This is a genomic window from Roseiconus nitratireducens (assembly GCF_008629675.1).
Classification (GTDB): Bacteria; Planctomycetota; Planctomycetia; order Pirellulales; family Pirellulaceae; genus Stieleria; species Stieleria nitratireducens.
In genome coordinates, this window is sequence record NZ_VWOX01000005.1 from 480554 (window position 1) to 507151 (window position 26598).

18 protein-coding genes are annotated in these 26598 nt (G+C 60.4%); 13 read left to right on the forward strand and 5 right to left on the reverse strand.

The genetic code is table 11. The features are described 5' to 3' along the window. The first annotated feature begins 32 nt into the window (after positions 1-32). From FYK55_RS11910 to FYK55_RS11930, 5 genes are all read left to right on the forward strand, one after another. Positions 33-1217: a polymorphic toxin-type HINT domain-containing protein gene (locus tag FYK55_RS11910; protein ID WP_161604458.1), complete on the forward strand. Its 1185-nt coding sequence runs from the start codon at positions 33-35 to the stop codon at positions 1215-1217. A gap of 11 nt (positions 1218-1228) precedes the next feature. Next, the gene (locus FYK55_RS11915; protein ID WP_150076614.1) at positions 1229-1630 is read left to right on the forward strand and encodes an SMI1/KNR4 family protein; all 402 of its coding nucleotides are present in this window, start codon (positions 1229-1231) and stop codon (positions 1628-1630) included. 3 nt (positions 1631-1633) lie between these two features. Beyond that, positions 1634-1852 carry a hypothetical protein gene (locus tag FYK55_RS11920; RefSeq protein WP_150076615.1) on the forward strand — a complete coding sequence of 73 codons (219 nt, stop codon included), beginning with the start codon at positions 1634-1636 and terminating at the stop codon, positions 1850-1852. A 251-nt stretch (positions 1853-2103) separates the two neighbouring features. Then, positions 2104-3333 (forward strand): polymorphic toxin-type HINT domain-containing protein, encoded by a 1230-nt coding sequence (locus tag FYK55_RS11925; RefSeq protein WP_161604459.1) that lies wholly within the window; start codon positions 2104-2106, stop codon positions 3331-3333. Further along, on the forward strand, positions 3330-3812 hold the full coding sequence (locus FYK55_RS11930) for a hypothetical protein (RefSeq protein WP_150076617.1): 483 nt from the start codon (positions 3330-3332) through the stop codon (positions 3810-3812). Before FYK55_RS11925 ends, FYK55_RS11930 begins: the two co-directional genes overlap by 4 nt. A 259-nt stretch (positions 3813-4071) precedes the next feature. Here the strand turns inward: FYK55_RS11930 and FYK55_RS11935 are convergent, their stop codons facing one another. Further along, complete coding sequence (locus tag FYK55_RS11935) at positions 4072-7569, reverse strand: DUF1583 domain-containing protein (RefSeq protein WP_150076618.1); 3498 nt, start codon at positions 7567-7569, stop codon at positions 4072-4074. A 433-nt stretch (positions 7570-8002) separates the two neighbouring features. Here FYK55_RS11935 and FYK55_RS11940 point away from each other — a divergent pair, with 433 nt between their 5' ends. After that, a complete protein-coding gene (locus FYK55_RS11940; RefSeq protein ID WP_150076619.1) occupies positions 8003-12868 on the forward strand; it encodes a WD40 repeat domain-containing serine/threonine protein kinase in 4866 nt (1621 codons plus the stop codon). Between the two features lie 54 nt (positions 12869-12922). On the opposite strand, the gene FYK55_RS11945 is transcribed toward FYK55_RS11940, so the two are convergent. From FYK55_RS11945 to FYK55_RS11955, 3 genes are all read right to left on the reverse strand, one after another. Continuing rightward, positions 12923-13624 (reverse strand): hypothetical protein, encoded by a 702-nt coding sequence (locus FYK55_RS11945; RefSeq protein ID WP_150076620.1) that lies wholly within the window; start codon positions 13622-13624, stop codon positions 12923-12925. Between the two features lie 402 nt (positions 13625-14026). Beyond that, on the reverse strand, positions 14027-15088 hold the full coding sequence (locus FYK55_RS11950) for an LOG family protein (protein ID WP_235908628.1): 1062 nt from the start codon (positions 15086-15088) through the stop codon (positions 14027-14029). Positions 15089-15090: 2 nt separating this feature from the next. Further along, positions 15091-16530, reverse strand: a complete 1440-nt coding sequence (locus tag FYK55_RS11955) for a Na+/H+ antiporter NhaA (protein WP_161604460.1) — start codon at positions 16528-16530, stop codon at positions 15091-15093. Between the two features lie 270 nt (positions 16531-16800). Between FYK55_RS11955 and FYK55_RS11960 the strand changes: the two genes are divergently transcribed. The 4 genes from FYK55_RS11960 to FYK55_RS11975 all read left to right on the forward strand — a co-directional run bounded on the left by FYK55_RS11960 (position 16801) and on the right by FYK55_RS11975 (position 21330). Next, a complete protein-coding gene (locus tag FYK55_RS11960; RefSeq protein WP_150076622.1) occupies positions 16801-17304 on the forward strand; it encodes a PDZ domain-containing protein in 504 nt (167 codons plus the stop codon). A 386-nt stretch (positions 17305-17690) separates the two neighbouring features. Further along, on the forward strand, positions 17691-19010 hold the full coding sequence (locus FYK55_RS11965; protein ID WP_150076623.1) for a citrate synthase: 1320 nt from the start codon (positions 17691-17693) through the stop codon (positions 19008-19010). Between the two features lie 335 nt (positions 19011-19345). Further along, entirely contained in the window at positions 19346-19915 is a 570-nt protein-coding gene (locus FYK55_RS11970; RefSeq protein ID WP_201743691.1) for a thioredoxin family protein, read from the forward strand. Between the two features lie 485 nt (positions 19916-20400). Beyond that, a complete protein-coding gene (locus FYK55_RS11975) occupies positions 20401-21330 on the forward strand; it encodes a hypothetical protein (RefSeq protein ID WP_150076625.1) in 930 nt (309 codons plus the stop codon). 181 nt (positions 21331-21511) lie between these two features. Here the strand turns inward: FYK55_RS11975 and FYK55_RS11980 are convergent, their stop codons facing one another. Further along, the gene (locus FYK55_RS11980; protein WP_150076626.1) at positions 21512-22321 is read right to left on the reverse strand and encodes a hypothetical protein; all 810 of its coding nucleotides are present in this window, start codon (positions 22319-22321) and stop codon (positions 21512-21514) included. 292 nt (positions 22322-22613) lie between these two features. On the opposite strand from FYK55_RS11980, the gene FYK55_RS11985 reads away from it, so the two are divergent. The 3 genes from FYK55_RS11985 (at position 22614) to FYK55_RS11995 (ending at position 26487) form a co-directional block, all read left to right on the forward strand. Continuing rightward, positions 22614-23933 (forward strand): prolipoprotein diacylglyceryl transferase family protein, encoded by a 1320-nt coding sequence (locus FYK55_RS11985; RefSeq protein WP_150076627.1) that lies wholly within the window; start codon positions 22614-22616, stop codon positions 23931-23933. Between the two features lie 143 nt (positions 23934-24076). After that, entirely contained in the window at positions 24077-25258 is a 1182-nt protein-coding gene (locus tag FYK55_RS11990; protein WP_150076628.1) for a S1 family peptidase, read from the forward strand. A gap of 371 nt (positions 25259-25629) precedes the next feature. Beyond that, positions 25630-26487, forward strand: a complete 858-nt coding sequence (locus FYK55_RS11995; RefSeq protein WP_150076629.1) for a hypothetical protein — start codon at positions 25630-25632, stop codon at positions 26485-26487. Positions 26488-26598: the final 111 nt, after the last annotated feature.

Genomic DNA, 26598 nt, shown 5'->3' on the forward strand with positions numbered 1-26598 from the left:
ACAGCGAACTGAGATCGATGGGGCTCAATCAAATGCGACAACCTTCCTCTCAAACCATACCCGGCGTTAAAAACCGAATCGCCGGTGCCGCGCGGAACCTTGGCACTTTGGCCTGCCTGATTCTGGCGGTCTGCTTTTTCCAGCCGCGACTGGCCGCCCTGCTGCCGAGCCCGCCCACCGGTCTGTCCACCAGCGAAAACCTGCAAAGCGCCTCGGCACACCCGATCGCCAGCACCACCCCCGCCCGTCGATCGAAGTGGATCACGCGTCCCATCGAACAACTGCGGTGCGGCGACCGAATCCCGGCGGAATTGCCAGCGAGCGAGGTGAGTCCACCGACACTGCAGCCGGATCCGGATGCGTGGCGGCTGATCAAGCTGGAATTGATCAAGGAAAACGGACAAGCGGTTGAAGTCACCCTGCTGCGTCCCTTGCAATGGCTCCGTCGTGCCGGTGCAGTGACCAACGGATCCTTCCCGGTTCAATTGGAGGAACTGGGGATCCGCGGCCAGGCGGCGGTTCTGGACATCGGCCCCTGCCCCCACATCCAATCCGGTCCAGGGCGGCTGGTCACCGGAACCTTTCGGCACGTCTGCGAGGACCTCGTGCGGTTGCGTGTGGCCGGCTCCAGCGATCCGATCACCTGCACCACAGGGCACCCGATCTGGAGCGAAGACCGGGGCGAATTCGTGGCGGCGGCTAGGCTGTCGGTGGGGGAACAGCTACGCCTGCTCGGAGGCCGGAAGACAAGTGTTGTCGGCATTGAGCAACTGCCACGGCAACCCACGCGAGTTTGCAACCTCGAAGTCGCCGGCACCCACACCTACCACGTCGGAACCGGCCTGCTGGTCCACAACGCCGTGGCAAAGTGCGGGGCGGAGGGTGGGACACAGGAGACGCAAACCGAGGGTAGTTTCTCGCTCACACCGGAAGGCCTAAAGGGATATCCTGACAGTTTACCGAAACCCTCCGGCCCTTTGCGACTACTCAGTGGCGATGAATACACCGCGGCAAGAAAAGAGGCGAATAAAGCTAATCAGAGAATCAGGCGAAATGACCCGTCGGGTACAAAGGGAATGGAGATACACGAAATACAGCCTGTCAAGTTTGGCGGAGACCCTGCCGACCCAAAGAACAAAGTCATTATATCGAGAGACTTTCATAGAAAAGAAGTCACACCGTGGTGGAATCGGTTGCTTCGACAACTCAATCAGTAGTAGAGAATCGAATGAACGAAGGGAGCCACGAGGTATTTGAGAACAACACTGGTGCTACAACCAAAGAAATAGCTGAAGTGGAAGCAGCGATCGGTTCAACGTTTCCAAACGACTACCGAGAATTCTTGATTCAGTTCAACGGTGGAGAAGGCTATATCGGCGAAACTTATCTTTTCCTCTGGAAAGCGGAAGAACTAATCGAACTAAACTACGAATACGAGGTTGCCCAATATTGCTCTAACCTATTGCTTATCGGATCAAACGGTGGCGGTGAAGCAATCGGATTCGCCACCGCTTCGAAACCATGGTCAATAGTAAAAGTACCATTCGTCGGCATGGACGATTCTTTGATTGAGACATGTGGGAAGTCCTTTTCAGAGTTTTTGAAAAATGCAAGGGCCGGAGACATTTAGCAAATGCTCAGTGAATTCCGCAAAGCGAACCGCCTGCAGCTCAAAGGGCGTGAGATATTTGAGATCCAGCCAGTAATTCTGGGCGGTAGCCCAACAGACCCGGACAACAAAACTGCTTTGACTAGGCAGGAACACATTCAAGCAGTGAACTACTGGAATCACTACATCAAGCAACTCCGGAAGAACCAAGCCAACGATGAAGCGGGGCATCGGCAGCAGTGATGCAACAACTCATCTTGTAGTTCTAAAGCTTCATTTTCTGTCGTCCCTTCGGGACTGTGTTGATGTCCGCTTCAGACTCGGCCAATGTCGCGGGCCAGTAACCGATCGACATTCCAACTTCCCACGCTCCGACAGGCCCGGAGGGCCGACAGCTCCCTGCCGGTGGGCTCGCCCGCCGGATGCTTGATGTCACAAATACCAAGCCCCGAAGGGGCGACAGCGAACTGAAGATATCGACGGGGCTCAATCAAATGCGACAACCATGCTCTGAATCCACACCAGGCGTTGAAAACCGAATCGCCGGTGCCGCACGGAACCTTGGCACTTTGGCCTGCCTGATTCTGGCGGTCTGCTGTTTCCAGCCGCGACTGGCCGCCCTGCTGCCGAGCCCGCCCACCGGTCTGTCCACCAGCGAAAACCTGCAAAGCGCCTCGGCACACCCGATCGCCAGCACCACCCCCGCCCGTCGATCGAAGTGGATCACGCGTCCCATCGAACAACTGCGGTGCGGCGACCGAATCCCGGCGGAATTGCCAGCGAGCGAGGTGAGTCCACCGACACTGCAGCCGGATCCGGATGCGTGGCGGCTGATCAAGCTGGAATTGATCAAGGAAAACGGACAAGCGGTTGAAGTCACCCTGCTGCGTCCCTTGCAATGGCTCCGTCGTGCCGGTGCAGTCACCAACGGATCCTTCCCGGTTCAATTGGAGGAACTGGGGATCCGCGGCCAGGCGGCGGTTCTGGACATCGGCCCCTGCCCCCACATCCAATCCGGTCCAGGGCGGCTGGTCACCGGAACCTTTCGGCACGTCTGCGCGGACCTCGTGCGGTTGCGTGTGGCCGGCTCCAACGAGCCGATCACCTGCACCACCGGGCACCCGATCTGGAGCGAAGACCGAGACGAATTCGTGGCGGCGGCCAGCCTGTCAGTGGGGGAACAGCTACGCCTGCTCGGAGGCCGGAAGACAAGTGTTGTCGGCATTGAGCAACTGCCACGGCAACCCACGCGAGTTTGCAACCTCGAAGTCGCCGGCACCCACACCTACCACGTCGGAACCGGCCTGCTGGTCCACAACGCCGTGGCAAAGTGCGGGGCGGAGGGTGGGACACAGGCAGATGGCAGCATTCGATTCAAACGCTGGAAACGAGGTGATTCGATTGACAAGCCACTTCCCGATGGGGCCGCACCTGATTGGGGGACGGTCCAGTCTCGTTACTGGAAAAACCGCTACGAAGCATCTAGAAACACCGGAGAGTTTTCGCCTACACAGCTTGCGGAAATGCGAAAGGGGAATGCACCCTATGATTTCAATCCTCGCACAGGACGCTGGGAACGGCGTGAGCTCCATCACGTAAATGCTCGAAGACATTTGACAGACAATTCGCCTTTAAATCTTCGCGAGCTGACTCGTGACTGGCACGCAGAGGTTGATCCGTTCAGAAGAGTTCCGGGAATAATGCCCAATCGGGGAATACGTTGATCGATTATAGCTATTTGCACGAAATTGAATTCATCGAATTCAAAACAAAGATCCCTCGGTCACGTCAGTCTTTGGCGCAATGCCTGTTGCGCGAAGGTTTCACGCTTCATGACGATTTATTCTGCGTCGACCGAACCGACAAGGTTCCTCCATGGCAACACCCGTCCATCATCGAAACGTCAGTAATCGATCAACAAGATGAAGTTTACGATTACTCGGAGGGGGTTTGGGATTGCCTACAACTCAAATACTTGCTCGCGTTTCTTCCATTTGACTTTGCAGGCCAGTTTGTTGAGTGTGCTCAAAGACTAAGCGAACGACTTAATATACGCCCAGAGTATGGTGGGAGGATCATTACGGCGAAAGCGCTCTATGCAAAGCTAGAAACTGCCAAATCCGAAGTACTCAAGGAAACCGGTGAACTGCCCGGGACCGAGAACTTAGCGATCTTTATTCAAAGCACCTACCCTAGACGCTGACTGAGAAACTAGTGGGCAGTCCAGGATCCGCTGAAGTCTGTCGTCCCTTCGGGACTTGGCATGACTTCCCCACCAACCCCGGCGGGCAAGCCCGGGCTTGCCCACCGGATGCCTGATGCCACAAACACCCAGCCCCGAAGGGGCGACAGACAAGCCTGAATGTCTCAACATCCAGGCCCGGAGGGCTGATCCATCGCGGCGTCGAAAAAATCTCCGGCGTGACCGAGCGCACCTTTCCAGCCATGCTGCTTTCGGACTTTCACTTTCCGGTCCATGGGACCGGAACCGGGTTGTCGACTCCCGAGAAGAGCATCCGTGTCCCATCGGGTGACCATTCGCAATCGAGAATCTTTTTGCCCACGGGCTGATCGGGCAGCAGTTCGGGCTTCCCCGTTTCGTCTCGCGCCAACCGGAACAGCCTCGCTCCGCCATGCGGTGCGCTGTACATCGAAACCACGACGTGGCGACCGTCCGGAGTCCAACTGCAATTGGCCCCCGGACCGTCGGGACGCGACAACAGGCTGCGATAATGTGGAGGCGGCGTGACACGGACGACACCGATTTCAAAGTCTCCCGTCTGTCGATTCCGCCCCTTGAAGCCGATGGATTGACCGTCCGGAGACCAACCCATATTCCAGTAGATCGTGCTGAAGCGGCCGGTGGCTTTCGCCGTCAGCAACTCATGCGTTTGCCCCGTTGCGACATCCAGGACGATGAGATTGCCTGACTTTGCGTACACAATGCGGTTGTCGACCGGCGACCACTCCGCACCCCAGGCACGTTGATCCACGATGCGTCGATTGGAACCATCTGCGTCCATCACGACCACACCGCTGCCGGGAAGCGACAGCACCAACCGTTTGCCATCCGGCGAATAGCTTGGCATGCAGCCTTCGCCAAGATCCCGCAGCCCGCTACCGTCCAGATTCATGCGGAAGATGTGGGACGATCTCGTGCTGCCGGTGGACATGTCGCACACGATGTGACGACCGTCCGGCGAGAACTCCGCCGACCCGAGATGGGTGAACCCCGGTGCGGGGGAAGCCACCATCCGCACGTCGCTGCCGTCGTGGTTCATGATCCACAGCTTCTGCTGCTCCTGCTCAGGTTTCGGCGCCAGGTACATCAACTGCTCGGCTCGCAACGTCAACGATTTCCAGACGACGCGGCACGATCCGTTGCCGTTGCACATCGCCGACAACAAAACGCCGTCCGAATGTGTCGGTCGATCGCTGACCGTTTCACTTGCCAAGTACTGAAACACCTCGGAATCCTGTTCCGCGAATAAATAGTGGACCACATCGCCACGGCGCGACAGTCGCATTCGGCCGGCGGCTGCGTCACAGGTTTTATGCATGCTGACCGGGTACGTCCGGCTGCCGTCTGGATGCAGTTGGGACACCGAAACGTTCAACCGATGCCCCACGTCATGAAGACGGGTCCGAGTCAGCCGACAATGGCTCTGTCGCTGATCATCCAGTCGAGCAACCAATTGGATTGCGGCGAAGACATCCGATTGGACGTTCAAAGCTTCAAACCCGGCCTCAATGTCGAAGTCACCTTCGAGCGAAAACCTTGTAATCAAATCGAATCCGGCCCACCTGCCGGACCCCGGTCGGGTGACCGCAACCCCATCACCCGACGCGGCCATCACGCCGCCCCCATCGGAATCACGCGTCGTAAAGAACTCCTCTGGTAATCCGTCCTTGGTGAAGTCATGAGTGAAAACCGACTTCAACTCTTCGGATTGTTCGTCCAGAGCTGCCACAAATGGATCGGCCAATGCTTGCCCGGATGCGTCGGGCACCCGCTTGGGCCAGTCGGCCTCCAGCGTGACGTTTCGGACACGGACTTCGGTCTGATCGGCATAGTGAAACAAACCGAAGCTGCGCCGGCTCGGTCGGGGCGCTTCGCACTGAAAGACGGGCTGGCCGTTAAGCGTCAACGTCAGGGAGCCACTGGATACGGCGACCGACATCCGATTCCAATCGTTGGCAAGCAGCGGCAGCGGAGTCGCTCCCGGTTGCATTCCCACCGCGTCAAGCAAATGATCCGGCCGGACGTCGGTGCGGTCATGCTTCCCATCGGTCATCCAGTGAAGACGCACACCGTCGGGACGCAGTATGAACACTTGCCGATCGAACGACGGGTGCACCTCCACCTGCCCGGGCTGGTAGAAGAATTCGTATTCGATTCGGCCATCTTCAACCAACGGTCTGAAATAACGCAGTTGGCTTTCATACCAACTTCCTGCATTTTCAACCCATCGGCGACCGTGAATTTCCGACGTCCCGCCCGCGGAATCAACCAACCGCCAGATGGCATCCTCCGCACCGACCGGTTCGGACTGATAAGAAACCCAGCCGCTCAGTTCGCGCGACGTTGCCAGCGACACTCGGTCTGGGACCTGGGGATCGCCACTGACCTGAGCGTGAACGACCTGCGCCGTGTTGCGGCCCCAGGAGCGGAATCCGACCCACGGATCATGATTCTTCGCAAGCGACTGCGAATGTACTTCCTGGCCATTGATGGAGATCGTTCGCCGGCCGCCTTCGAAGCTGGCCCGAAAATGGAACGTCTCGTCCTGTCGCGTCAACGGTGTTTGAGAAATCGACTGCACCGAAGATCCGTCGCGAAAGGTCCCGACTTCGATTTCCTGCGTTTGCCGAGGCCCGAAGTACTGTCCGGCCGCGAGAAACTGAGTCGTTGTCCGAGAACCGATTTCGCCCTCGAATGCAAACTCGCCTCGAAGCGGACTTTGGAAAACCAGATAGTCATCGTTGTGACCGCTGACATGAAACAACTCCTTTCCGGCGAATTGCCATTGCGAAGGCGGCGTTCCCGCGCCGCGTGTCCATGCCGTCGCTCGCTCAATCGGAATCCAATGCTCAAGTTCCATCCCCTCGATCGCCGCGGCATCTTCCCCGGCCAGCATCAGGATCCGCTTGTGTCCCACCAAAGCGGCCAAGTGTTCATGCCAAACGGGATAACGTCCGAGTTCCTTGACGTTTCTTCGTTGTAGAAACAAATGTTCGATGAGTGGTGTGCTGAGTCGATTGTTTGGGAATCGCCGATCGGCCCAATAAACCGCGAGCGTTTCCGGCCACATGTCGGCCAGGTTTTTCGGGCGAGTGTCCTTCAAGCTTTGAAACAGCTTGTCGGCGGCAATCGACGCGGCTTCTTCATCGCCGAGCTTCAAGTCGATCATGAACAACAGCGCCCAACGAGACCGCTGCTGAAACGATCCTTCGGCGGAACGATCTGCCACGGTCGCACGCAACTCCGCCAACTTGCCCGTCGCTTCGGCCGCGTCCAGAAGGTCAAACACTGGCGAGACCAGCGTACCGCCACGAGAGGTCCCCTGAAATCGAACGGGATGCCGTTGGAGGGCAAGCGGCGACGGATCGGTTTGGATGAAGCGCCCCGTCATCCGAAACCCCAACTGTGAATCGCCAGGCAGAACCCATGCCGCCAACTTCCGATAGCGCTCCGCAGGCGGCAGTCCTGCCGAATCCGCCCGTAATCGGTCGACGTTCTCGGCCAGAACGTGTCGGCCAAAAATCCTTTGCAGCGATCCCGAATCCGACGCCGCCGGTCGAGTCGATTCCGCGACTTGGCGCTTGGGTTTTGGCTCCGCGTTGGTCGGCGGGGCGCCGTACGACGGTTGCTCCAGAACATGAAGTTGTCCCAGGGCGTGCCCTACCAAAAGCGCCGGCAAGAAGAACCATTGAAATCGGTTGAATCGACTGTGCTCCATGAGCCCCGGTCCGGAAGTCGGTAGGTGAAAGTCGCCCGCAGTCAGCTCACGCCGAAGCAAGCGACAGGCAGAGACCGTCGGCGATTCTAACAGGTGGACGGAAAGAGCTGTCTGGACCGGGCGGACGCTTGCCCCGTGCGCCCCCCGATCAAGAAAGCCGACCTAATTGAGACACGGTCGTTCGCCACACCGAGATCCGCCCACAACGAAGTCGCATCGCGACGTGGAATCACTCGCGAAAAGAATTCGATTTCTCGAATCGTCGCGGACGCCGGGGCATTCGAGCCAACCGGCGCGGTGCCGGGATTCGCGTCCAGACCGGCTTGCAGCGGACAACGGATTGGACGGGTGCCCCGGAAACCGCCTATGGTATAGGGCCTGATTCCTGTTCTCCTGCAATCGGTTCCGTCCCTTCGGATAGTGAGATTCCTCCATGGCCGACCATTCCAATCCGCAGGGTGACAGTGATTCGGCCACGGTCGATTTCGATTGGACACCGCAGGTGGCGCCGATCGCCAACCGGTCGAGCGGGCCGCCATCTTCCAAACCGAAAACCAAGCCTGCCGACACCGTCGATGTTTCCCACCCGGTCTTCGCCGCCGGACGATGCATCGGCGACTATGAAATCGTGCGAGAAATCGGTCGCGGCGGGATGGGAGTCGTTTTCCAGGCAACGCAACGGTCGCTCAATCGGCGTGTCGCCCTGAAGGTTCTGCCGTTCTCGGGCGCCTTTGACCACCGCGCCTTGGTCCGGTTCCAGAATGAAGCCTGGGCGGCAGCGCAGCTGGATCACCGGCACATCGTTCCCGTCCAACAAGTGGGCGAAGAGAACGGCATCCACTACTACGTGATGCCGTACATCCCAGGCGGTGATTTGGCCCATGTGATCAAGATGTTGAAAGAGGCTGCCGAATCGGGCGAGCATCCGCCGGCAACCAACGTGGAGGGTCACACCACACAGAAGAAGTCGGGACGAGACAAAGAATCCGGATTTCCGGGACACTCGTCCACCCGAACGTCCGGCATTTCAAAAAAGGACACGTTGGCTTCGCACGAATTGTTGCGTCGGGTGGCGCAACGGGGCACGACGTCGCATCCCAAATTCATCGAGTCTTTCGTCAAACTAGGGATCCAAGTCGCCGAAGGGCTGCACTACGCCCATGAAGTGGGGATCGTGCACCGCGACATCAAACCTTCGAACTTGCTTTTGGACTTGGATGGCGACGCACACATTGCCGATTTTGGCCTGGCGCAGTTCGGCGATGACCGGGGCGCAACGATCACCGGCGCGCTGGTCGGCACCTACTGCTACATGAGCCCCGAACAGGCGATCGGAAAGAATCGCGCGGGCGTGGACCAGCGATCCGACATTTTCTCCCTGGGAGCGACGTTGTACGAGTTGCTGACGCTCCGTCGCGCCTTCTCCGGAGAGACGCGGGAAGACACGTTGCGCAAGGTGATGTTGGAAAATCCCATGTCGCCTCGTCGGCTGGATCCCCACATCCCGGCGGCATTGGAAACGATTCTGATGACGGCAATGGCCAAGAATCCTGACGACCGCTACCAGACGGCGGCCGAACTGGCCGAAGACCTGGCCTTGTTCCGCGACCACCGGCCAATCAAAGCGCAGCAGCCGACACTGTCCCAACGTCTGATCCAGTGGGGACGCGCCAATCGTCACCTGGCGGCTGCCGCCGCCTCCTCCGCCTTCGTCGCGCTGATCGGATCCATCGTGATTGCGGCGATCGGATGGAGCGCCTGGTCGACGACCTCGAACGCCTTGCAGTCGGAACAGAAAGAACGTCAGCATGTGGAGTCCCTGCTGCGATTCAGCGATTCGCAGCGATTGGCCAAAGAAGCGGCCTTGTACATGCAGACGGATCCCGCCCTGGCGCTCCGTCTGGCACTGATTTCCGCCGAAAAACATCCCGGTGCCGACGCGAACAACATGATTTTGGCGGCTTTAGCGGCGCTGCACGAGCAACAGACACTGCAATGCGACATGGAAGTCGGCCACGTCGCATTCAACGGCGACGGGACACGTCTGCTGGTCACCGCCCGCCAAGAAGATTTTGACGGCCCGCCCCGCGGGGCGCAACTGTGGGACGTTGCTCAGGGTCGGCGGATTCACGAATTCATGGACGACCGCACGACGGGCCCGATCACGTCGGCGATGTACAGCCCCGACAACGCCCGCATCCTGACCACCGCGTCTCCTCCGGCTGCCCAGTCTCAGGATGACATCGACGGACAGCACACCAGTCGTCCGCCACGGTTGTGGGAAGATGTCGCCTTTCGGCCATTGGTGATCTTTGAAGACGCCTTTCTTTTCGAGACCCATCCGGCCTTGTTTGACCACGACGGTCGCCGGGTCGTGTTACCAACGATGGGGAATTCCGCCACGGTGTTTGATTGTGTCGGCGGGCAGTCCCTCTTGACCCTCACCGGCCATCAGGAACGCGTCGTATTCACGGCCTTCGTGCCTGCCGGCGACCGGATCGTGACGGCGTCGGACGACAACACCGTGCGCGTCTGGGATGCGAAAACCGGAGAGTCCCTGTTCGTTTTTGATCTCTGGAAACAAAAGACGACCGATGACACCCGCTGCGTCATCGACTCCATCAGTATTCGGCCCGACGGAAAACATTTGGCGACCGGTTCGCAACAATTCGGAGTTCACCTGTGGGATTTGACCGAAGGCGTTCGAATCCCGACGGACCACCTCACCGGCACCCATTGCGCCTACTTGCCCGACAACCTGCACCTGGCGGTTTGGAACCGGTACGGCAACCATGTTCAAGTGCTTCTCGGTTCCAATGCCCAACCGCGCAGAGAATTTCAAGCGTCCGGTCCGATCGTCAACGCGACACTCAGCCCCGATGCGTCCTGGCTCTCGTTGCGGTTGTTGGGCCCCAATCGCATCAACTTGTGGTCAACTCACCAGCCCCACCCTTCGGCATCGTTGCCCGGACATCAGGCCGACATCAACTCGTACTGCTTTGATCCAAGCTCTCAAATCTTGGCCACGGGGTCGAACGACGGAACGGTCAAACTGTGGCACATCCAAAACGGACGCCAGCGTGCAACCTTCTCGGACAAGGTCGAAGAAAGGTACACCGCGGCTGTGGTGGATCCTCAGGAGAACCACGTCGCGTACCCGATCATTGGAGACTTCTTCACCGGAACGGTTTTCGAACCGGGACAGGAGCAACCGATTGCCAGCGTGACGGGCACAGTCAACATGCCGGTAGGATCCTCGACTCGGTTCGTCAAGATCGATGGAAACCGCTTGGCGGTGCACGACATCGATTCGGGAGAGCCATTGAAATCCATTTCCAGCCTGTTCGGTCCCTATCAGCTGGCAGCAATCAATGGCAGCGGTGACCGGGTAGCGGCTGACGCCGGTGACGGGGCGGTGACGCTGTGGTTTCCAGACCAGGATCGCCGCCTGGCTTTAGAAACCGGCGAGGCAGCGGTGCTCGCGTTGGAGTTCAGTCCGGACGGCAATCGAGTGGTCGCCGCCAGCGAAGACGGTGTCGTTCGAGTCTGGGACGCCGACTCCGGCGAAGAACTGGCCAAGCTTGCCCATGACGCCCGGGTCACCGAAACGGCATTTTCCCCGGGCGCGAAATGGCTTGCCGCCGTGACCGACCAGTCACGGGCCGTGGTTTGGGATTTCCAGACCTACGAAAAGAAAGTGGAGATCGGCGCGCCGGGCACACCGCTTAGCGACGTGAAGTTCAACTTTGACGGGACGCGGGTGATCTCTTTTGATCGTGTCGAATGTCGGGAAGTCGTTGCCTGGGACATCGAAACCGGCGATGCGGTTGGCCGCATCGCCGTTCCGGGACGGTGCGACGTCACCTCGCATCCCGCCAACAACGAAGTCTTGATCTGTTCCAATGAACAAGGGGCAGCAATCTGGCTGTACGACGAGAACCGACGGCTGCCGTTAACGGGCGATCCTCGTGTCTATGGGGCCTACACGCCGGACGGGACACGTTTCTTCACCTGCTCCGAAATCCCCTGGGGCAAACCGTTGCCGGCCGGCGAAGTGTTGGACTACGTTCCGTGTGTCTTGCAGCGGTGGTCGCGGGAGTCGCTCCAGCCCGATTGGGAAATTCAATTGCCCTTCGGCACTCCCCGCGGAATGGTGCTCAGCGGCGACGGCAAGGTTTTGTTGAACGCTTTTCATCAGCACGGACTGGAGATTCGAGACGTCGCGACGACAAAGCTGCACCAACGCTTGTACGGACATTTGGCGCCGATCACGTCCATCCATTTTGCCGAGGGGGGCCAGACCCTGATCAGCGCTGGACGTGATGGACGAGCCCGAGTGTGGCGTGTCTCCGATGGCAGCTTGCAGCGAACGTTCAATGAGCACCAACGTCCGATCGAACAGTCCGCCCTGCTGGACCAGCAGAGATTGCTGACGGCCGATGACAAAGGAAAGTGTGTGCTTCAATCCCTGGCGACCGGAGAAGTGTTGCAACGGTTTTCAATGGGCGATCAGCCATTGAAGCAGCTGGATTTGGATGTCAGCCATCGGTTCGTCATCGCGGTCTCTCGAACAAACACCCTTCATTGCTACGATCTTGAAGCTGCCCAAGCGATCAGCCTGCCGCTGAATGACCCCCAAGTGGCCTGGGCGGAATTTTCTCCCAACCAATCGCGACTGCTGGTGATCCCCGCGGCAGCACGTCGTGACTCGGCTCCCGACGGCAAGTCGGATCGCGGCGGGCAGGAACCGGACAACACGCCGGAGAAGAATCCCTACCACGTGCTGATCGCTCCGCTGGAAGGCGACCAGGCGGTCGACCAGTTCCAATTCGCCTCGCCGGTCAAGACGTCTCATTTTCTGCCCGACGGGAAGGGCATCGTCACGTTGACCGGCGACGGGACGATCACGATGACCGATCTGGCCAGCGGTGACACCCTGAACACAATCAAGTTGCCCGACGGCGAGCCTTTCGCCGCGGTGGTGGATCCGTCCGGCGACTGGCTGGCGGCGCATCACGGAAACAGCATGTCGATCTGGCGACTGGAAGACAATCGCGAATGGTATCACGTCGACACGGGGGCGTTGCCGCTTCCCGATCCTCCACCGGCCGATCCGCGTGACGCCATGATCTTGGACCGATTTGACCCCTTTGTATCGAACCACTTCGATCGAATCCTGGTCGCCAAAAGCAAAACGTTGTTCACGCTGCCACTGCACCCGGAGAACGAAGGCGGGCTCGCCACGCGAGAATTGACGCCAAAAGAGGAAAAGCAATTCCTGTTGGAAGCTCCGGAGTGAGTCGCGAAGCGGCGACAGCAACCAGGCGTCAACATGACGACCCAACGTCCCTGGCTAGGGCGCCGGATCGACGGTGAAATAGCAGCAGACGACACGCGGGCAGCATTCGCGACGTGCTTGCTCGCAGAACAGTTGCTTGGCGACATCGATCACCGCGTCACGGTTCGGTCCAATGATCTGCGGCCCCTGAATGCAGCGACCGTTGCAGCACCGGCCGAACCACTGCACCTTCCACAGCGGCTTCGCTTCGGCCTTCTGCAACGCGGCGGTTGCGTTGGCATTGCAGGTCACGCAGAAGCCGGGATCGCATCCCGTCGCGCCATGACACCCTTCGCCAACTTTCGTCTGACCGGATGAGAGCGTGATCGAAGCAATGGATTCCTGCAACAAAGTGGCGCAAGACTTTGTATCGCTCACCTTCTCCATTCCCACCTGGCTGAAGACGTAGCCGGGGTAGCCGGTGTACATGAAGCAGACTTCGCCGGTCACCGAGCGTGTGGTACTGAGCGTTTGGATCGAAGGCACGTCGGCGGGTGCTTCAGACGGCGCGGCCGCCGGTGGCAGGGGTGCAGCGGGCACCTCGGTCGGCACCACGGCGGCAGGACCGCAGGCGGGACGTGCGGGCACGTAGCAGGTCGTCTTCTTGTGACAGCGACCGAAGATCCCGAAGGGACCAGCGACGGCGTGGCTGGGCAGCGAGGCCGATGTCAGCAAGGCCAGGACCAGAAGTAGAGAAATGCGACGGTGTTGGGACATGTTGAGACTCCACAGATGACGGATCAAATGATTTAGGCACGGCGAGTCTAATTGCCGCCCCCCCGCTTGTCCCGCATTGCGTGAGAAATGCCGCCACAGAATGCCGACGACGTCAAGATGGCCGGCGAAACCGGCCCCGCGTTTCCGAACCAGGAGATGAGGTGTTTTTTCGAATCCACCCTCCCTCCGGAAGGGTCAAAGGCGAGGCACGAGCCTTTGGGGAGGGGGAGATTCACGAACCAGCTGACATCAATCGCGCCGGACGTACCCTCCCCGCGTCGTCGCAAGCTCCTCCGCGACCCTCCCGGAGGGAGGGTGATATTAAAGCTGCACGACCTCCACGCTTGGGCGACGGAGGCGGCCCGCTCTTTTTTTGCCCGTTCAAAAGTCGCCCGAGAGCGATCAATCTTCGTTGATGGTGTTGATCAAGCAGCGAAGTCGCCCCAGGGCGCGACGATTGAAGTGGAACACCAATCGGGGCAGCCCCGCCAAATCGGGTTCTCCCGATTCATCATCCAAGGCGTTCGTCTGCCGAAACCGCCCGTCGACCAGGATGTCGGCGTAAGAACTCTGGATCTCATCCAGCTTCTCATCCGTCAAGCGTTCGGTGAGTCGAAACACGAGTTGGTCGCGGACGTAACGCATGCTGTGGTAGCGCCGATAGAACGACAGGATTTCCTGCACGGCTTCATCCACGTCGTTCGTGATCTTGTAGAGGGCCACGTCCTCGGGGCTGATCATCCCGCCGGCCAACAACTGCTTTTGGATAAATTCGCCCAGGTCGGACCAGTAACTGCCGCGGGGATGGTCCAGCAGGACCAGCGGCAACATGGTTTGCTTGCCGGTTTGCATCAACGTCAGCGTCTCCAACGCTTCGTCCAGTGTGCCGAACCCGCCCGGAGCGCAGACCACGGCACTGCATTCCTTCACGAACATCAACTTGCGTGTGAAGAAGTACTTCATCGTGACCAGTTTCGGATCACCTTCGATGACATCGTTGGCGCCCTGTTCGAAGGGCAACATGATGTTCAACCCCATCGACGCGTCGCGTCCGGCGCCGACGTGTCCGGCTTCCATGATGCCGCCGCCCGCTCCGGTGATGACCATCCATCCGTGGGCCGCCATCTTCTGTCCCAACTGCACCGCCGACTTGTAGTCGGGGTGATCTGGCTGCGTTCTGGCCGAACCAAAGATGGTGACTTTGCGGCGCCGGCGATAGGGACGAAAGACTTTGAAGGCGTAACGAAGTTCACGCAAGGTGCGTGAGAGAATCTTCAGATCGCCGCGCGACGTTTCATCCCGCTGCAGTTTCTCGATCGTCGATTGCATTTCCGCATAGATGTCCGCGCTCTCGCCGACACGGTCCCGAGTGATCGGTTCGTCGGCGGGCTGCGGACGCTCCAGTTCGCTCTCCCCGATCGCTTCCGGGGGTAGCTTGTCCTGATCCATTTGCTTCGATTCCATGATCAATTATCTGAGTCGGTCTCCGAGTCATGTTGTGCCAATTCTCCCGGCTTGATCGACAGCATTTTCGCGATCAAGAAGGCCACCGGTCCGGCCACGAAGCTCAGCAAAGCTCCCATCTTCACCGAATCCCGGACCGCCCCGGGCGACCGAAACGCCGCAACGGAAACAAACAGGGCGACGGTGAAGCCGATCCCGGCAATCATGGCAAGTGTGAATACATGCCGGTAGTCCATCCCCACCGGCTTTTGCAAGCGGAAACCTTTTTCGGCCAAAAGCGTCATCAGCGTGATTCCGAGGGGCTTGCCCACCAGCAAACCGACCAGCACCAACCAGGTACCCGTCCCCAGGCTGCTGAGCACGACCCCGGCGTTGACCAGTCCGAACAGGCCGAGAATGAGCTCGACGGGCGTCTTCCAAAAATGCTCGAATTCGTTCAGCGTGTCATGTCGATTCAGCTCTTCGCGGGCGAAGATTCCCAGGTCGGATGTCGCACTCGGAAGAAACGGAATGATTGGGACCAATCCGAGGGCCGGGTGGAGGTGAGCCTGGTAGAAGGAAAACCAGCAGAGTGCCCCGGGCCCGAGCACGTAGAACCAGTGAGAGTGCACGCGAAACTTGCCCAGCACATAGGCCAACGCCATCGCCGCTGCGGTCAACAGAAACCAAATCGGTTCAATCGGCGCAGACGGATAGAAAACCGCCAGGATGATCAGACCGGCAGCGTCGTCGGCGATGGCCAACAACAGCAAGAACGCAATCGCCGGATGCCCCGGGCCAAAAATAAAACGGGCCACCAGGTAGCTGAAAGCGATGTCGGTGGCACACGGGACCGCCCAACCCCTGCCCAATTCGGCAGAGGTTCCCGTCACGTAGGCGCCGCCCAGGTAGAACACCGTTGGACCGAGGATGCCGCCAAGGGTCGCCAACAGGGGCGTGGCCGCTTTGCGGGGATTGGAGAGCGGCCCGCCGGGCAACAGCGACTCCCAAACCTCCTTGGCCGCGATCGCGAAGAAAAACGCCATCAACAGATCGTTGACCAGAAACATCACCTGGTACCAATGATGTTCCGTCTGGGCGTGCGCCGCGTCGGCAGGCCCCGCATGCGAAGGTTCGCCGCCCTCGGATGACACGGGCGGGGTGCCCGTCGGTGACGCGGCTTGCCCCTGTTCGTCAGGGCCGGTTTCGTCAGCGCTGATTTCTGCTGGGCTGGCTTCGTCCCCGTGGTTTTCGGCGCCGCCGTGGCTCTCGGCCGGATGACTTTCACCGCCGCCCCACAACTGGCGAACGTCGTAATGGACGAAATCTTCGTAACTGGAGCTGCCGCTGCGGTCGGCGAGGTTGGCCCAAATCAACGCCGCCGAAGCACCAATCACCAGCAGCAGTGAGTTGTCAATCAGGAATCGAATGACTCCTCCTTTGGGGGTTTCCTTCCCAGACATCGGCGGTGCGAACTTCTCGATTGGGGCGCGAACTGGGTGCAATTGCGTGCGTGGGTGGGGACGGCACGTCCGCCGAATGGTACCGATTGCCCGGAATCTCCGTGAGGCCTGTTTCGATTTCGGCATCCACGGCCACGGCTGTCGGGCGTAACACTGCCGTCGGTTTTCCGCTTGGCTGATTCGAAGCGTCCCCCTTCACCCCGGCCCAGTCAGGGCCCAACTCAGGACCCTGACCGGGCGCCCAGACACTGCCAACCGGAGAAACCGACGATGGACGAAACACAGCTGGAAAACCCCGTTCTCGGCTACGTGGTCATCGCGGTCGCCCTGATCGTCGGAATGTTGTCGGCCACGGTGTTTGGCCAAGCGTTGCCCCGCCAGGTGGCCGCGTCCCGGCCCGCTGCCGAATCGGCCGACCGAGCACCGCTTGGTAACGATTTGCACGCTGCGGTATGGATTAATCCCGAATCGGACCCCCTGTCGCAACGTCGGCTGTTGGGCGTTCGTGCCGAAGCGACCTCGACCGGTTGCCTGGTCGCGGAGATCGTGCCGGGCACGGGAGCTGAAATCGCGGGTCTCGATGTCGGCGATCGCATCCTGGCGGTCGACGGCCGCCAGGTCGGCTGGGTCGGCCAACGGTTGGTCTCGCTCCGCGAGGCGGTCGATCAAATCGTCGCACCAACAACGTCGCTGTTGGTGCAACGGAATCTTCACGGTCGAATCGTTTCCGTGGAAGTTCAGCTGCTGACACCCGCGCAAACGCTGGGGAACTGACGCGTCAAACAACCGCAATCCGGGGCGCGGCCGCGGCGGCGTCTGCGAACTTCGCCGGGCAGGCAAGATGTTGGGAAACTCGCGCCGATTATGCCGCCGCACGGACGCCAAGATTGACACTCCCGGGCGTCCCCGTAATTGTCGCACCGGCACCGTAGCGTTACACTTCGGACGCCGAACTTCGCCGATCGGGTGCCGCAACCCGTGCCAGCCGGACTGGGCGGTCAGCGTTCCGCCACAGCGGACCACGTGGACTTTCTCAGCCGCTTCGCAGTTGCTGCTGCCTATCCTTGATGTTGGGTCCTCTAGCGGCACGCGACCGACGAAGTCGGTCGAATCTCGCTCTCACATGCCTCGCCCAGAAAGAATCTCGCCCGGACTGCCTCATGAGTGCAAAAGTAAATCTGGAAGTTGAAGACGTCGGCACGGCGCGATTGATCTACGGGGACCAAGAAGTCGAACTTCCAGTTGTCGAGGGAAGCGAATCGGAACGGGGCATCGACATTTCCGCGTTGCGGAAGAAGACCGGCCTGGTCACGTTGGACGAAGGGTTCGTCAACACCGGCAGCACCCGCAGCGCGATCACTTTTCTGGACGGGGAAAAAGGTGTGCTGCGTTATCGCGGCTATCCGATCGAGGACTTGGCGGCGCATTGCGATTTCGTTGAAGTCGCCTACCTGCTGATCAACGGAGAATTGCCGACCGCTGAAGAGGCGGCGGAGTTTCGTAGCGGAATCCGCCATCACACCATGATCCACGAGGACATGCGCTCGTTTTACAACGGGTTCCCTCGTGACGCCCACCCGATGGCCATTCTCAGCAGTGTCGTCGGCGCCCTGTCGACCTTCTACCAGGATTCGATGCAGGTCGACGATCCGGACCAGGTGGAGATCTCGATCTATCGACTGCTGGCCAAGTTGCCGACGATTGCGGCCTACAGCTACAAGAAGTCGATGGGCCAGCCGTTCATGTATCCCAGCAACGACTTGGATTACTGCGAAAACTTTTTACACATGATGTTCGCCACCCCGGCGCACGAACACATCATCGATCCGGATTTTGCTGAAGCGCTCAACTTGCTGTTGATCGTCCACGCCGACCACGAGCAGAACTGCAGCACGTCGACGGTTCGCATGGTCGGTAGCAGCAACGCCAACCTGTTTGCATCCATCTCGGCCGGCATCGGCGCGCTTTGGGGACCGCTGCACGGCGGTGCCAACGAGGCATGCGTCAACATGCTGGAAACGATCGCAGCCGATGGCGGAAACGTCAAAAAGTACGTCGACATGGCGAAGGATAAAAACAGCAGCTTCCGACTGATGGGTTTCGGACACCGCGTTTACAAGAACTTTGACCCGCGGGCAAAAATCATCCGCGCCTGCTGCGACAAACTGCTGGCCAAGATGAATATCGATGACCCGCTGTTCGAAGTCGCGCAAAAGCTGCAAGACGTCGCCTTGGAGGACGAGTACTTCGTCGAGCGGAAGCTGTATCCCAACGTCGACTTCTATTCTGGCGTGATCTATCGGGCCATCGGTATTCCGGTGCAGATGTTTACGGTGCTGTTCGCGATCGGACGTTTGCCAGGATGGATTGCCCACTGGAAGGAACTGCACGCCAATCCGGGTAAGCGCATTTATCGCCCGCGTCAGATCTACACCGGCGCGACCGAACGCAAGGTGATCCCGATCGAGAAACGCGGTTAGGCGCTGTCCGAAATCTTGCAGTCACGCTCGCCAGAGCGTAGGGATTCGTCGCCTGCCGACGGGCAGCGACTCGGATTGCCGGGCTCAGATCCCGCACAGCACGACGGCCCAGCACGGTACTCCGGCTGCATGAGTCCGCCGGCCCCAGGCTGTCTGGCCGCCGTTGCACGCCGGCTGAAGCCCGCCCACTGCCGACCGTCAGCGTTGTCGCGTGCTTTCGGATGCTCCCGGACGTCCTTGGTGGGTCGAGCCAGGTGTTCCAACGACACCGTTCGCGCCGTGCCTTCCCTGCTAATCCCCCCCCGGGGCCGCTAACTGTCTCCCCTGCCGAGTGAATGATGAGCTTTGATTATGCCGCCCTGTTTCCGCAGGGGCTGTCCTACCACGATTTCCTGCAGACCCACGGCACCGAGTCCCAACGCAACCGTTGGCAGGCCGTCCACGACAAGGTGGAATTGACGCCGCCACAGCGAACGCTGCTGTCCGGATTCTCTCGGACGATGAAGGTACTGGTTTCCGCGGGAGCCTGGTGTGGCGATTGCGTCAATCAATGCCCGATCTTCGACCATTTTGCGTCGCACAACGGTCGTCTGCTGGTGCGTTTCTTTGACCGCGATCGGCACCCGGATCTGGCTCAAGCGATTTCAACCTGTGGCGGCGAGCGGGTTCCATCGGTGGTGTTTCTAAGCGAAGACGACCACGTCTGTGGGCGCTACGGCGACCGCACGTTGTCCACCTACCGGCATCTGGCAGAAACCCAGTTGGGACCGTCCTGCCCGACGGGGTTCGGCGACGTCAACGAAAGTTTGCTGGCGGACGTCACTCAGGACTGGCTGGACGAATTCGAACGCATCCAGTGGATGCTGCGACTTTCCGGTCGCCTGCGTCAACTGCACGGGGACTGAGTCGCGGCCTTCAATCGGCCCGGAGCTATCTCCCGTCCAGCTCCGGATTCTCCACGCTCTGGCAAAGTCAAACGGCCGCTGCCCAGACGAACTGGGCCTGCAAGCGTGCGGGGTTTTCGACTCTGGCGACGGCGGCGACGGTTGAGGACAGGTTTCGGTCAGGGCCTGGCGAGGCACTATTGCTGGCAAAAAGACTTTTCCGATTTTGCGTGTGATTCGGTGCGGGGCGTCACCACCCGGGGCGAATCCCTGCCGGTTCGGCGCTGATCGACTGAATATTGCCGATCGGAGTTCCGATTTTTCCAGCATGGCTCTCGCCGCATCCGGGTCGCGGATCGCAAGACAGGACCCCGGGGTGAGCAGCTACACGGACACGGTATTTTTGAGGGTTGGCGGCCCTCGCGACGTGACACCACGTGCGAGGGAAACCGTCGGCTCTCGCGTTCGCCGCACGGATTGCGGCCTCTTCCACCTGGAGTCGTCCAGTGCCGAATTTTCCACGCGTCCCGCGAGCTTCGATCCTGGTACCGTTTCAGCGGGATGAGGTCGCGTTCGAGGAAACGTTGATCAGCGTTTTGGAAAACCAACCCGGTGGGTGCGAGGTCATCGTTGCCCACAACGGCGGCTACCATGACCCGTTTGATCTGGCGGACGAAGTCAAATTCGTCGTCGCGCGGTCCTCCAACCTGGTCGATCTGATTCGCGACGGTTTCCAGGCGTGCTCGGCGCAATTCGTGCACGTGATCGGATCCGGGCTGACGGCATCGCCGGGTTGGCTGTCCGAGGGGCTGCAACCGTTTGAGAATCCGAATGTGGCGTCGGTCACGCCGGCAATCATCGACCGCAGCGTCAAACGCGTCCTGCAACTCGGCTGGACGGAATCACCGGGTCGGCTGTGCGAAAGCGTCGCCGATTCTCGCTGGGAATCGCCTCAGGCTGTCAACGGAAGCTTTCTGAACGCCTGCTTGCTGCGTCGTTCCGTGCTCGGCAGTCTGCTGGACGCCGTCGCACCCGCGATGAACGACCCGATCGCGGTGGGGTACGCGTTTGGCTGCCTGCTGCATCATGCCGGCTGGTCCACGGTGCCGGTAAAGGCCTGTCAGTTGGGCGCGACTGCCAATTCCTTGTTGGAAGACGAGTCCGATGGGCTGCGGGGACAGACACTCTCGGCGGTGCGGCAAGCCATTCTGGGAGACACGTCGCCGCTGCGGCTGAGCAAATCGCTGTTCGAAGCCTTGGTCGGCAACGGTTCGATGGGCGAGGTGCTGGGGAGCGTCCGCTACCGATCGCTGTTGCCGCGGGTGCAACGCGGAATTGACGCCGAGCGGGTCGCGACCTTTGACGCCGATGCCAAGATCCTGAAGCTGCCTTCGGCTGCGGGCGTTCAACCATCGAACCGACGTTTGGCCGCCTGATCGGTCTGATCGTTGCAATTTGCTTCAGCAGGACCGCTTGGTCCGTCGAGAGCATCTTCAGAAATGATTTGGACCGCCGACGCGCTGGCTACTCCCTCCCCGCGTCGTCGCAAGCTCCTCCGCGCACCTCCCGGAGGAAGGGTGAAGCGAATCTGCATGACCTTCGCTCTGGAGGGTGAGATCAGCGGGGAAACGACTTCAGCGGGACTTCACGATACAGCGTGATCATCTCGCCGACCTCGGCGATCCGCTTTTGATCGGCCTGACTCAACCCGACCTCGTAGTTGTAGCGGGACAGGAATTTCCGATGCACCGTCTCCGAGGTGCAACTCAGGGTCACCGTTTCGGGCAACAAACTGTCGGCGGCGATTTGCTGCCCCAGGGTCATCCTGGCGAACGGCGGAGGCCCCAGTTCGCGAACCAGATTCACGCGAGCTGCCCACTGCGTGAACTCTGCAAATTGCGGTGAAAGCATCGGATCGGATGGAACGGCCGCGGTTGCTTCGTACCGGTAGCCGGCGAACGCCAGCGAATAGGTGTTGTCTTTTTTGGTCGGCTGGACGGTGATACCCAAGCGACTTTCCAGGTCCCGTTCGGTCGCCTGGGCGCGAACTTGGGCGGTCGTCGCCAGGATGGCTTGAGTCGCAACCGTCGCTTTGACCTGGTTTTCGCGTGACAGCAGCGTGACCACTCCCGAAGCGGGGTCGATCACGGTCACGTCATGCGGATCGTTCAGCGCGAAGTCATAGAATCGAACGCCGTCGGTCAGCACCAGGTGCTGGTCGAGCGGCCGGTCCGTATCGGCATCCAGGATCTGAATCCGCACGCGAAACGCGGTCGCATTCGAGGCCGCGGCCGATTCGACCGCCGGTTCGGCGGCAGCCGCGTTCCCAGCAACCATCAGCGCGACCATCAGCCACGCGGCCGGGGCGTGCCAAGACCACGAACAGCCGGCAAGGGTCTCCACGGGGCTGGGGATTCGATTCGACACGCGAGAACTCCGTCGGATCATCGGTCAGCTGCGGAAGGGGGGCAAAAGGGTTTGGCGATCGATACCGCGTGAAAGCCTTGAACCGACCCGAGCGGCCTGGACTTTCTTGTGCCGGCGAGCGTAGAAAAGGAGCCCTGCGACGGTCCAGTGCAATCTGGACGGTCCAGTGCAATCTGTCTTTCCCGCCGCCAGCGACACTCCAGGCGTTCAGCCGCCACGGACGACACGCGATCGAGTCGCTTTCAGCCCTCCTTCGCGTTCCGCCCCTTCCCCCTCTCTCACGCGCCCAACGATGCGTCGAACACTTTTTTTCATCCCCCACGAAGTCGCTGGCATTCCGGTCTTTGGATTTGGCCTCGCGTTGGGGTTGCTGGGCCTGGTGTTCGTGATGCGGCTAGCCTGGGCTGCCCGCCAGCGCAGCGTTTTTGAATCGGCGTCGGCAAGCCGGCCGGGAACACAGCCTGCCCCGCATCAGCCGCCGACGGTTGCCCAGGTTTTTGTCCACGAAGGATTCATTTGGGCCAGCGCCGCGGCGATCATCGTGGCCGTGTTACCCGGCGTGGAACTGGAGAACGCCGACGGCCAGCCGGTGGGTATGGCGATCCGGGGATACGGCGTGATGCTGTTGCTGGGCGTCGTCAGTGCGGTCCTTCTGGCAGCCTATCGCGCCAAGCGAGCCGGGATGAATCCGGACCTGATCTTTGAATTGGCCCCCTGGGTGTTTGTGGGTGGAATCGCGGGCGCCCGGCTGTTTTACGTCATCCAGTACTACGACCACTTCGTCGGCGCGACGACCTGGGAAACGGTCAAGAACATGCTGGCATTCACCGAAGGCGGACTGGTGGTGTACGGATCCTTCATTGGAGGTTTCCTTGCCTTTGCCCTGTTCACCGTTCGGCGACATCTGCCGATCCTGCGGTTTGGCGATGTGATCGTGCCGGCCTTGTTCCTGGGAGTTTTCTTCGGCCGCATCGGCTGCCTGCTCAATGGGTGCTGCTACGGCGGCCGCTGCGAACCCGACTGGGCGTCGCTGCGATTCCCCCCGATCACCAAGGTCTATCAGGAGCAGCTGAGCAGTGGGGAACTGCTGGGGATGACGATCGATCCGTCGACAGGAATCATCGAATCGGTCGCACCGGAGAGCACGGCGGCGGAACTGGGCATCCAGCCTGGCGACCTGTACCAGGGCGGTGAATTCGATCGGCGTCCCCTGGAAACGGCTCCGGAAACCGTGCCGGCCGAAGACGTCCAGCGTGGTTGGATCATGCGCGTCTCCGGCAAAACCCACGTCCTCTCGCCTGAACAGTTGCCAGCTGCCGCCCTGCCGGTCAGGGCCGCCCAACCGATCAGCAGCGTCAGCTCGTTGATCCTGTGTCTGGCCCTGTGTTTCGCATCCCTGTTCATCCGCCGGGAAGGCGCGTTGATGTTCCTGGGATTCGCTTCTTACGCCGTCCTGCGATTCGTGCTGGAAATCGTCCGCGTCGACGAGGCGGGTCAATTCAACACGACGCTGTCCATTTCCCAATGGGTCAGCCTGGTCGTGTTTGGGATCTCAATCGTGGGCCTGATCTGGGTGGCAAAACGAGGCACGTCCTCGGCGGCAACCGCCTGACCGGACGGCAGCGGGCGACCGATCTCAAGGCGTGGTGGAATCGCCGTGTAACAAATCGGCCGGGTAGTCGCTTGGCGGTACAGACCTGCCCAACGAATGCGAGCCTTCTCGCACGATGCCCGCTACCTGTCTGAGGTGCCACAATGCCGACCACCCACTCGAAACGCCTGTATTTACCCGTTTTTTTCGCCTTCCTGCTTTCGGCCGGGCCAGTGCTGGACGTCCATGCGGATTCGTCCACCTACCAAACCACGCTCAAAAGCACGGCCTGGGTGATCACCAGCAACGCCGACAACGAAACATCGACCGGGACGGGGGTCTACATCGACAGCGAGAAAAAACTGCTGCTGACCAACGCCCACGTCGTCGGCGACAGCCGCAAGGCCGTGATTTTCTTTCCCGCGAGAGAAAACGGAAAACTGGTGGTGCGACGCAAACACTACCTGACCAACATCCTCAAGCTGGGCATCCAGGGAGACGTCGTCGCGGTCGATCGCAAACGTGACTTGGCACTGATCCAGCTGCCCAAAGTTCCCGGCGACGTGACCGCCGTCGAATTGGCCGAGGACAGCACCACCCCGGGTTCGCAGGTCGATCTGATCGGCAACCCCGGCGACAGCGACATCCTGTGGGTCTACACCTCGGGGACCGTCCGCTCGGTGTACCAGAAGAAGTTCAAATCGACGCACGGCGAACATGACTTCATGGCCGTCGAAACACAAAGTCCGATCAAACCCGGTGACAGCGGCGGTCCGATCGTCGACGAGAGCGGCAAATTGGTCGGCCTGGCGCAATCGTTCTCGCCCCAGAGTCCCCTGATCAGCTTTTGCGTGGACGTCACGGAGATTCGGCGGCTGTTGCAGAGCCCCTGGCGAAGCGCCCCGCTGGCCAGCAAGGTGCTGCTGGACGAAGCCGAGATCAAGTACACCAAGCACTCCAGCGGGCATTACCAGATCGACCAACAGGTCGGCAAAGAAACTCAATCCGTGTTCGTCGCTAAGAACACCGAGTACCACGGGCGGGCCGACATCCGGCGAATCTGGTCGACCGTCCAGACCACCACGGAGGCTCCCGATGCCGTGCTGATGATGCGGCTGCTCCGTCAAAACACGGCGACAAAAATCGGATCCTGGGCGATCGAAAAGACCGACGAGGGGTATGTGGTCTTCTTCGTCGCCAAGCTCGACGCGACCGCCAGCGACGAGACGCTTTCGAGCACGATCGACTACGTGGCCCGGCTCGCCGCCGCCATGGCAACGGATCTCAAACCGAAAGAAACCGAAAAGACCGCCCAGGCGACCCTGGCGGCTTGGCTGTCCGAGTGAGGCCTCCGCGAGGTCCCTCGAAGAGCCAGGTCCCTCGACCTGCAAAGCGTCTCGCGCGCCTCCGCACCACGGAGGTCGTGCAGCTGTCCGAGACGGGAAAAGACGTGCTTTTCTGAAATCCACCCTCCCTCCGGAAGGGTGAAGCAATGCGGCACGACCTCCTTCCACCGGCCGCGACCGAACGGCGATCCCGATTCGACTTTGTCAGTCCGATGTTCCCGCCCGACGTTTCCGCCCGGGCAACCGCCCAGAAGCCAAATTCGAATTGCCGCGTAACATCCGTCCGGTCCGTTCGCTTGGCAGTTCACAGGACGCAATCGTCCGCCACCCGTCAACACTCAATCGCACTTGCCAAGTCAGGAAACCCAATCATGAACCGCCACTTCAAACGCGTTGTCGCCTTCGCCACCGTCGCCGCAGTTTCGGTCCAAGCCGTCCCCCAAGCCGATGCCTGCGGTCGTGGTGGCCGGGTCGTCCGCAGCTCCGGGTATGGCTATCGAGCCCCGGTTTACAGCCAACCGGCCCGTTACGTGCAACCGACCTACAGCCAGCCTTCCTACAGCCAGCCCGCCTACGCTCAACCGAACTACGGCCAACCGACATTGGGGCAGCCCAGCCAGACGCAGCCCGGCGTCGTCCGATCGGCCCCGGCGCCCACGCGGCAACCGCAGCCGGCCGCCGCTGGAATCGCAAGGTCCGCCAACGTGAATCCGACCACCCAGATTCAGTCGCAAACGACCGCCCCCGCATCAAAGCCTGGGCCGACCAAGACCGCGGCGACCGCTTCGGGCTTGGCCACGAACACCAGCGTCGATGCGGAAACGTCGGCTTTGGCGGCCCTGGCATCGCTCGCGGCGCAGTCCAACGCGTCGCAGCCGAGCACGACTCAATCGGCGGAACCGCAAGCGACGTCGGCCCAACCGGTCACAACGCCCGTCGAGACCAGTGCCGATGCCGCAATGCACGTCGGTCGTTGGCAGGCCAAACTTCCCAGCGACGTCACCGTTTCGCTGGAGCTGGCCGCCGGTGGCACCTTCGCCTGGGTGGTCCAAAAGGATGGAAAGACCACGAGCTTCTCCGGACAGTACCGGATCACCGACGGTCGCTTGACGTTGGTCCGCAGCAACGACCTGCAGAAGATGGCGGGCAGCTGGACCGAGGGCAAAAACGGCTTCACCTTCAAGTTGGACGGTGCCAACAACAGCGGGCTGCAGTTCAGCAAAGCCTGAGTCCGAACGCTCAATTCACGATCCACACACAGCCGTCGGCGTCAGGCCGGCGGCTGTTTTTCGTTGGCGACCGTCGACCCTCAAACTGGAACAGGCCAACCCGCTATTTGA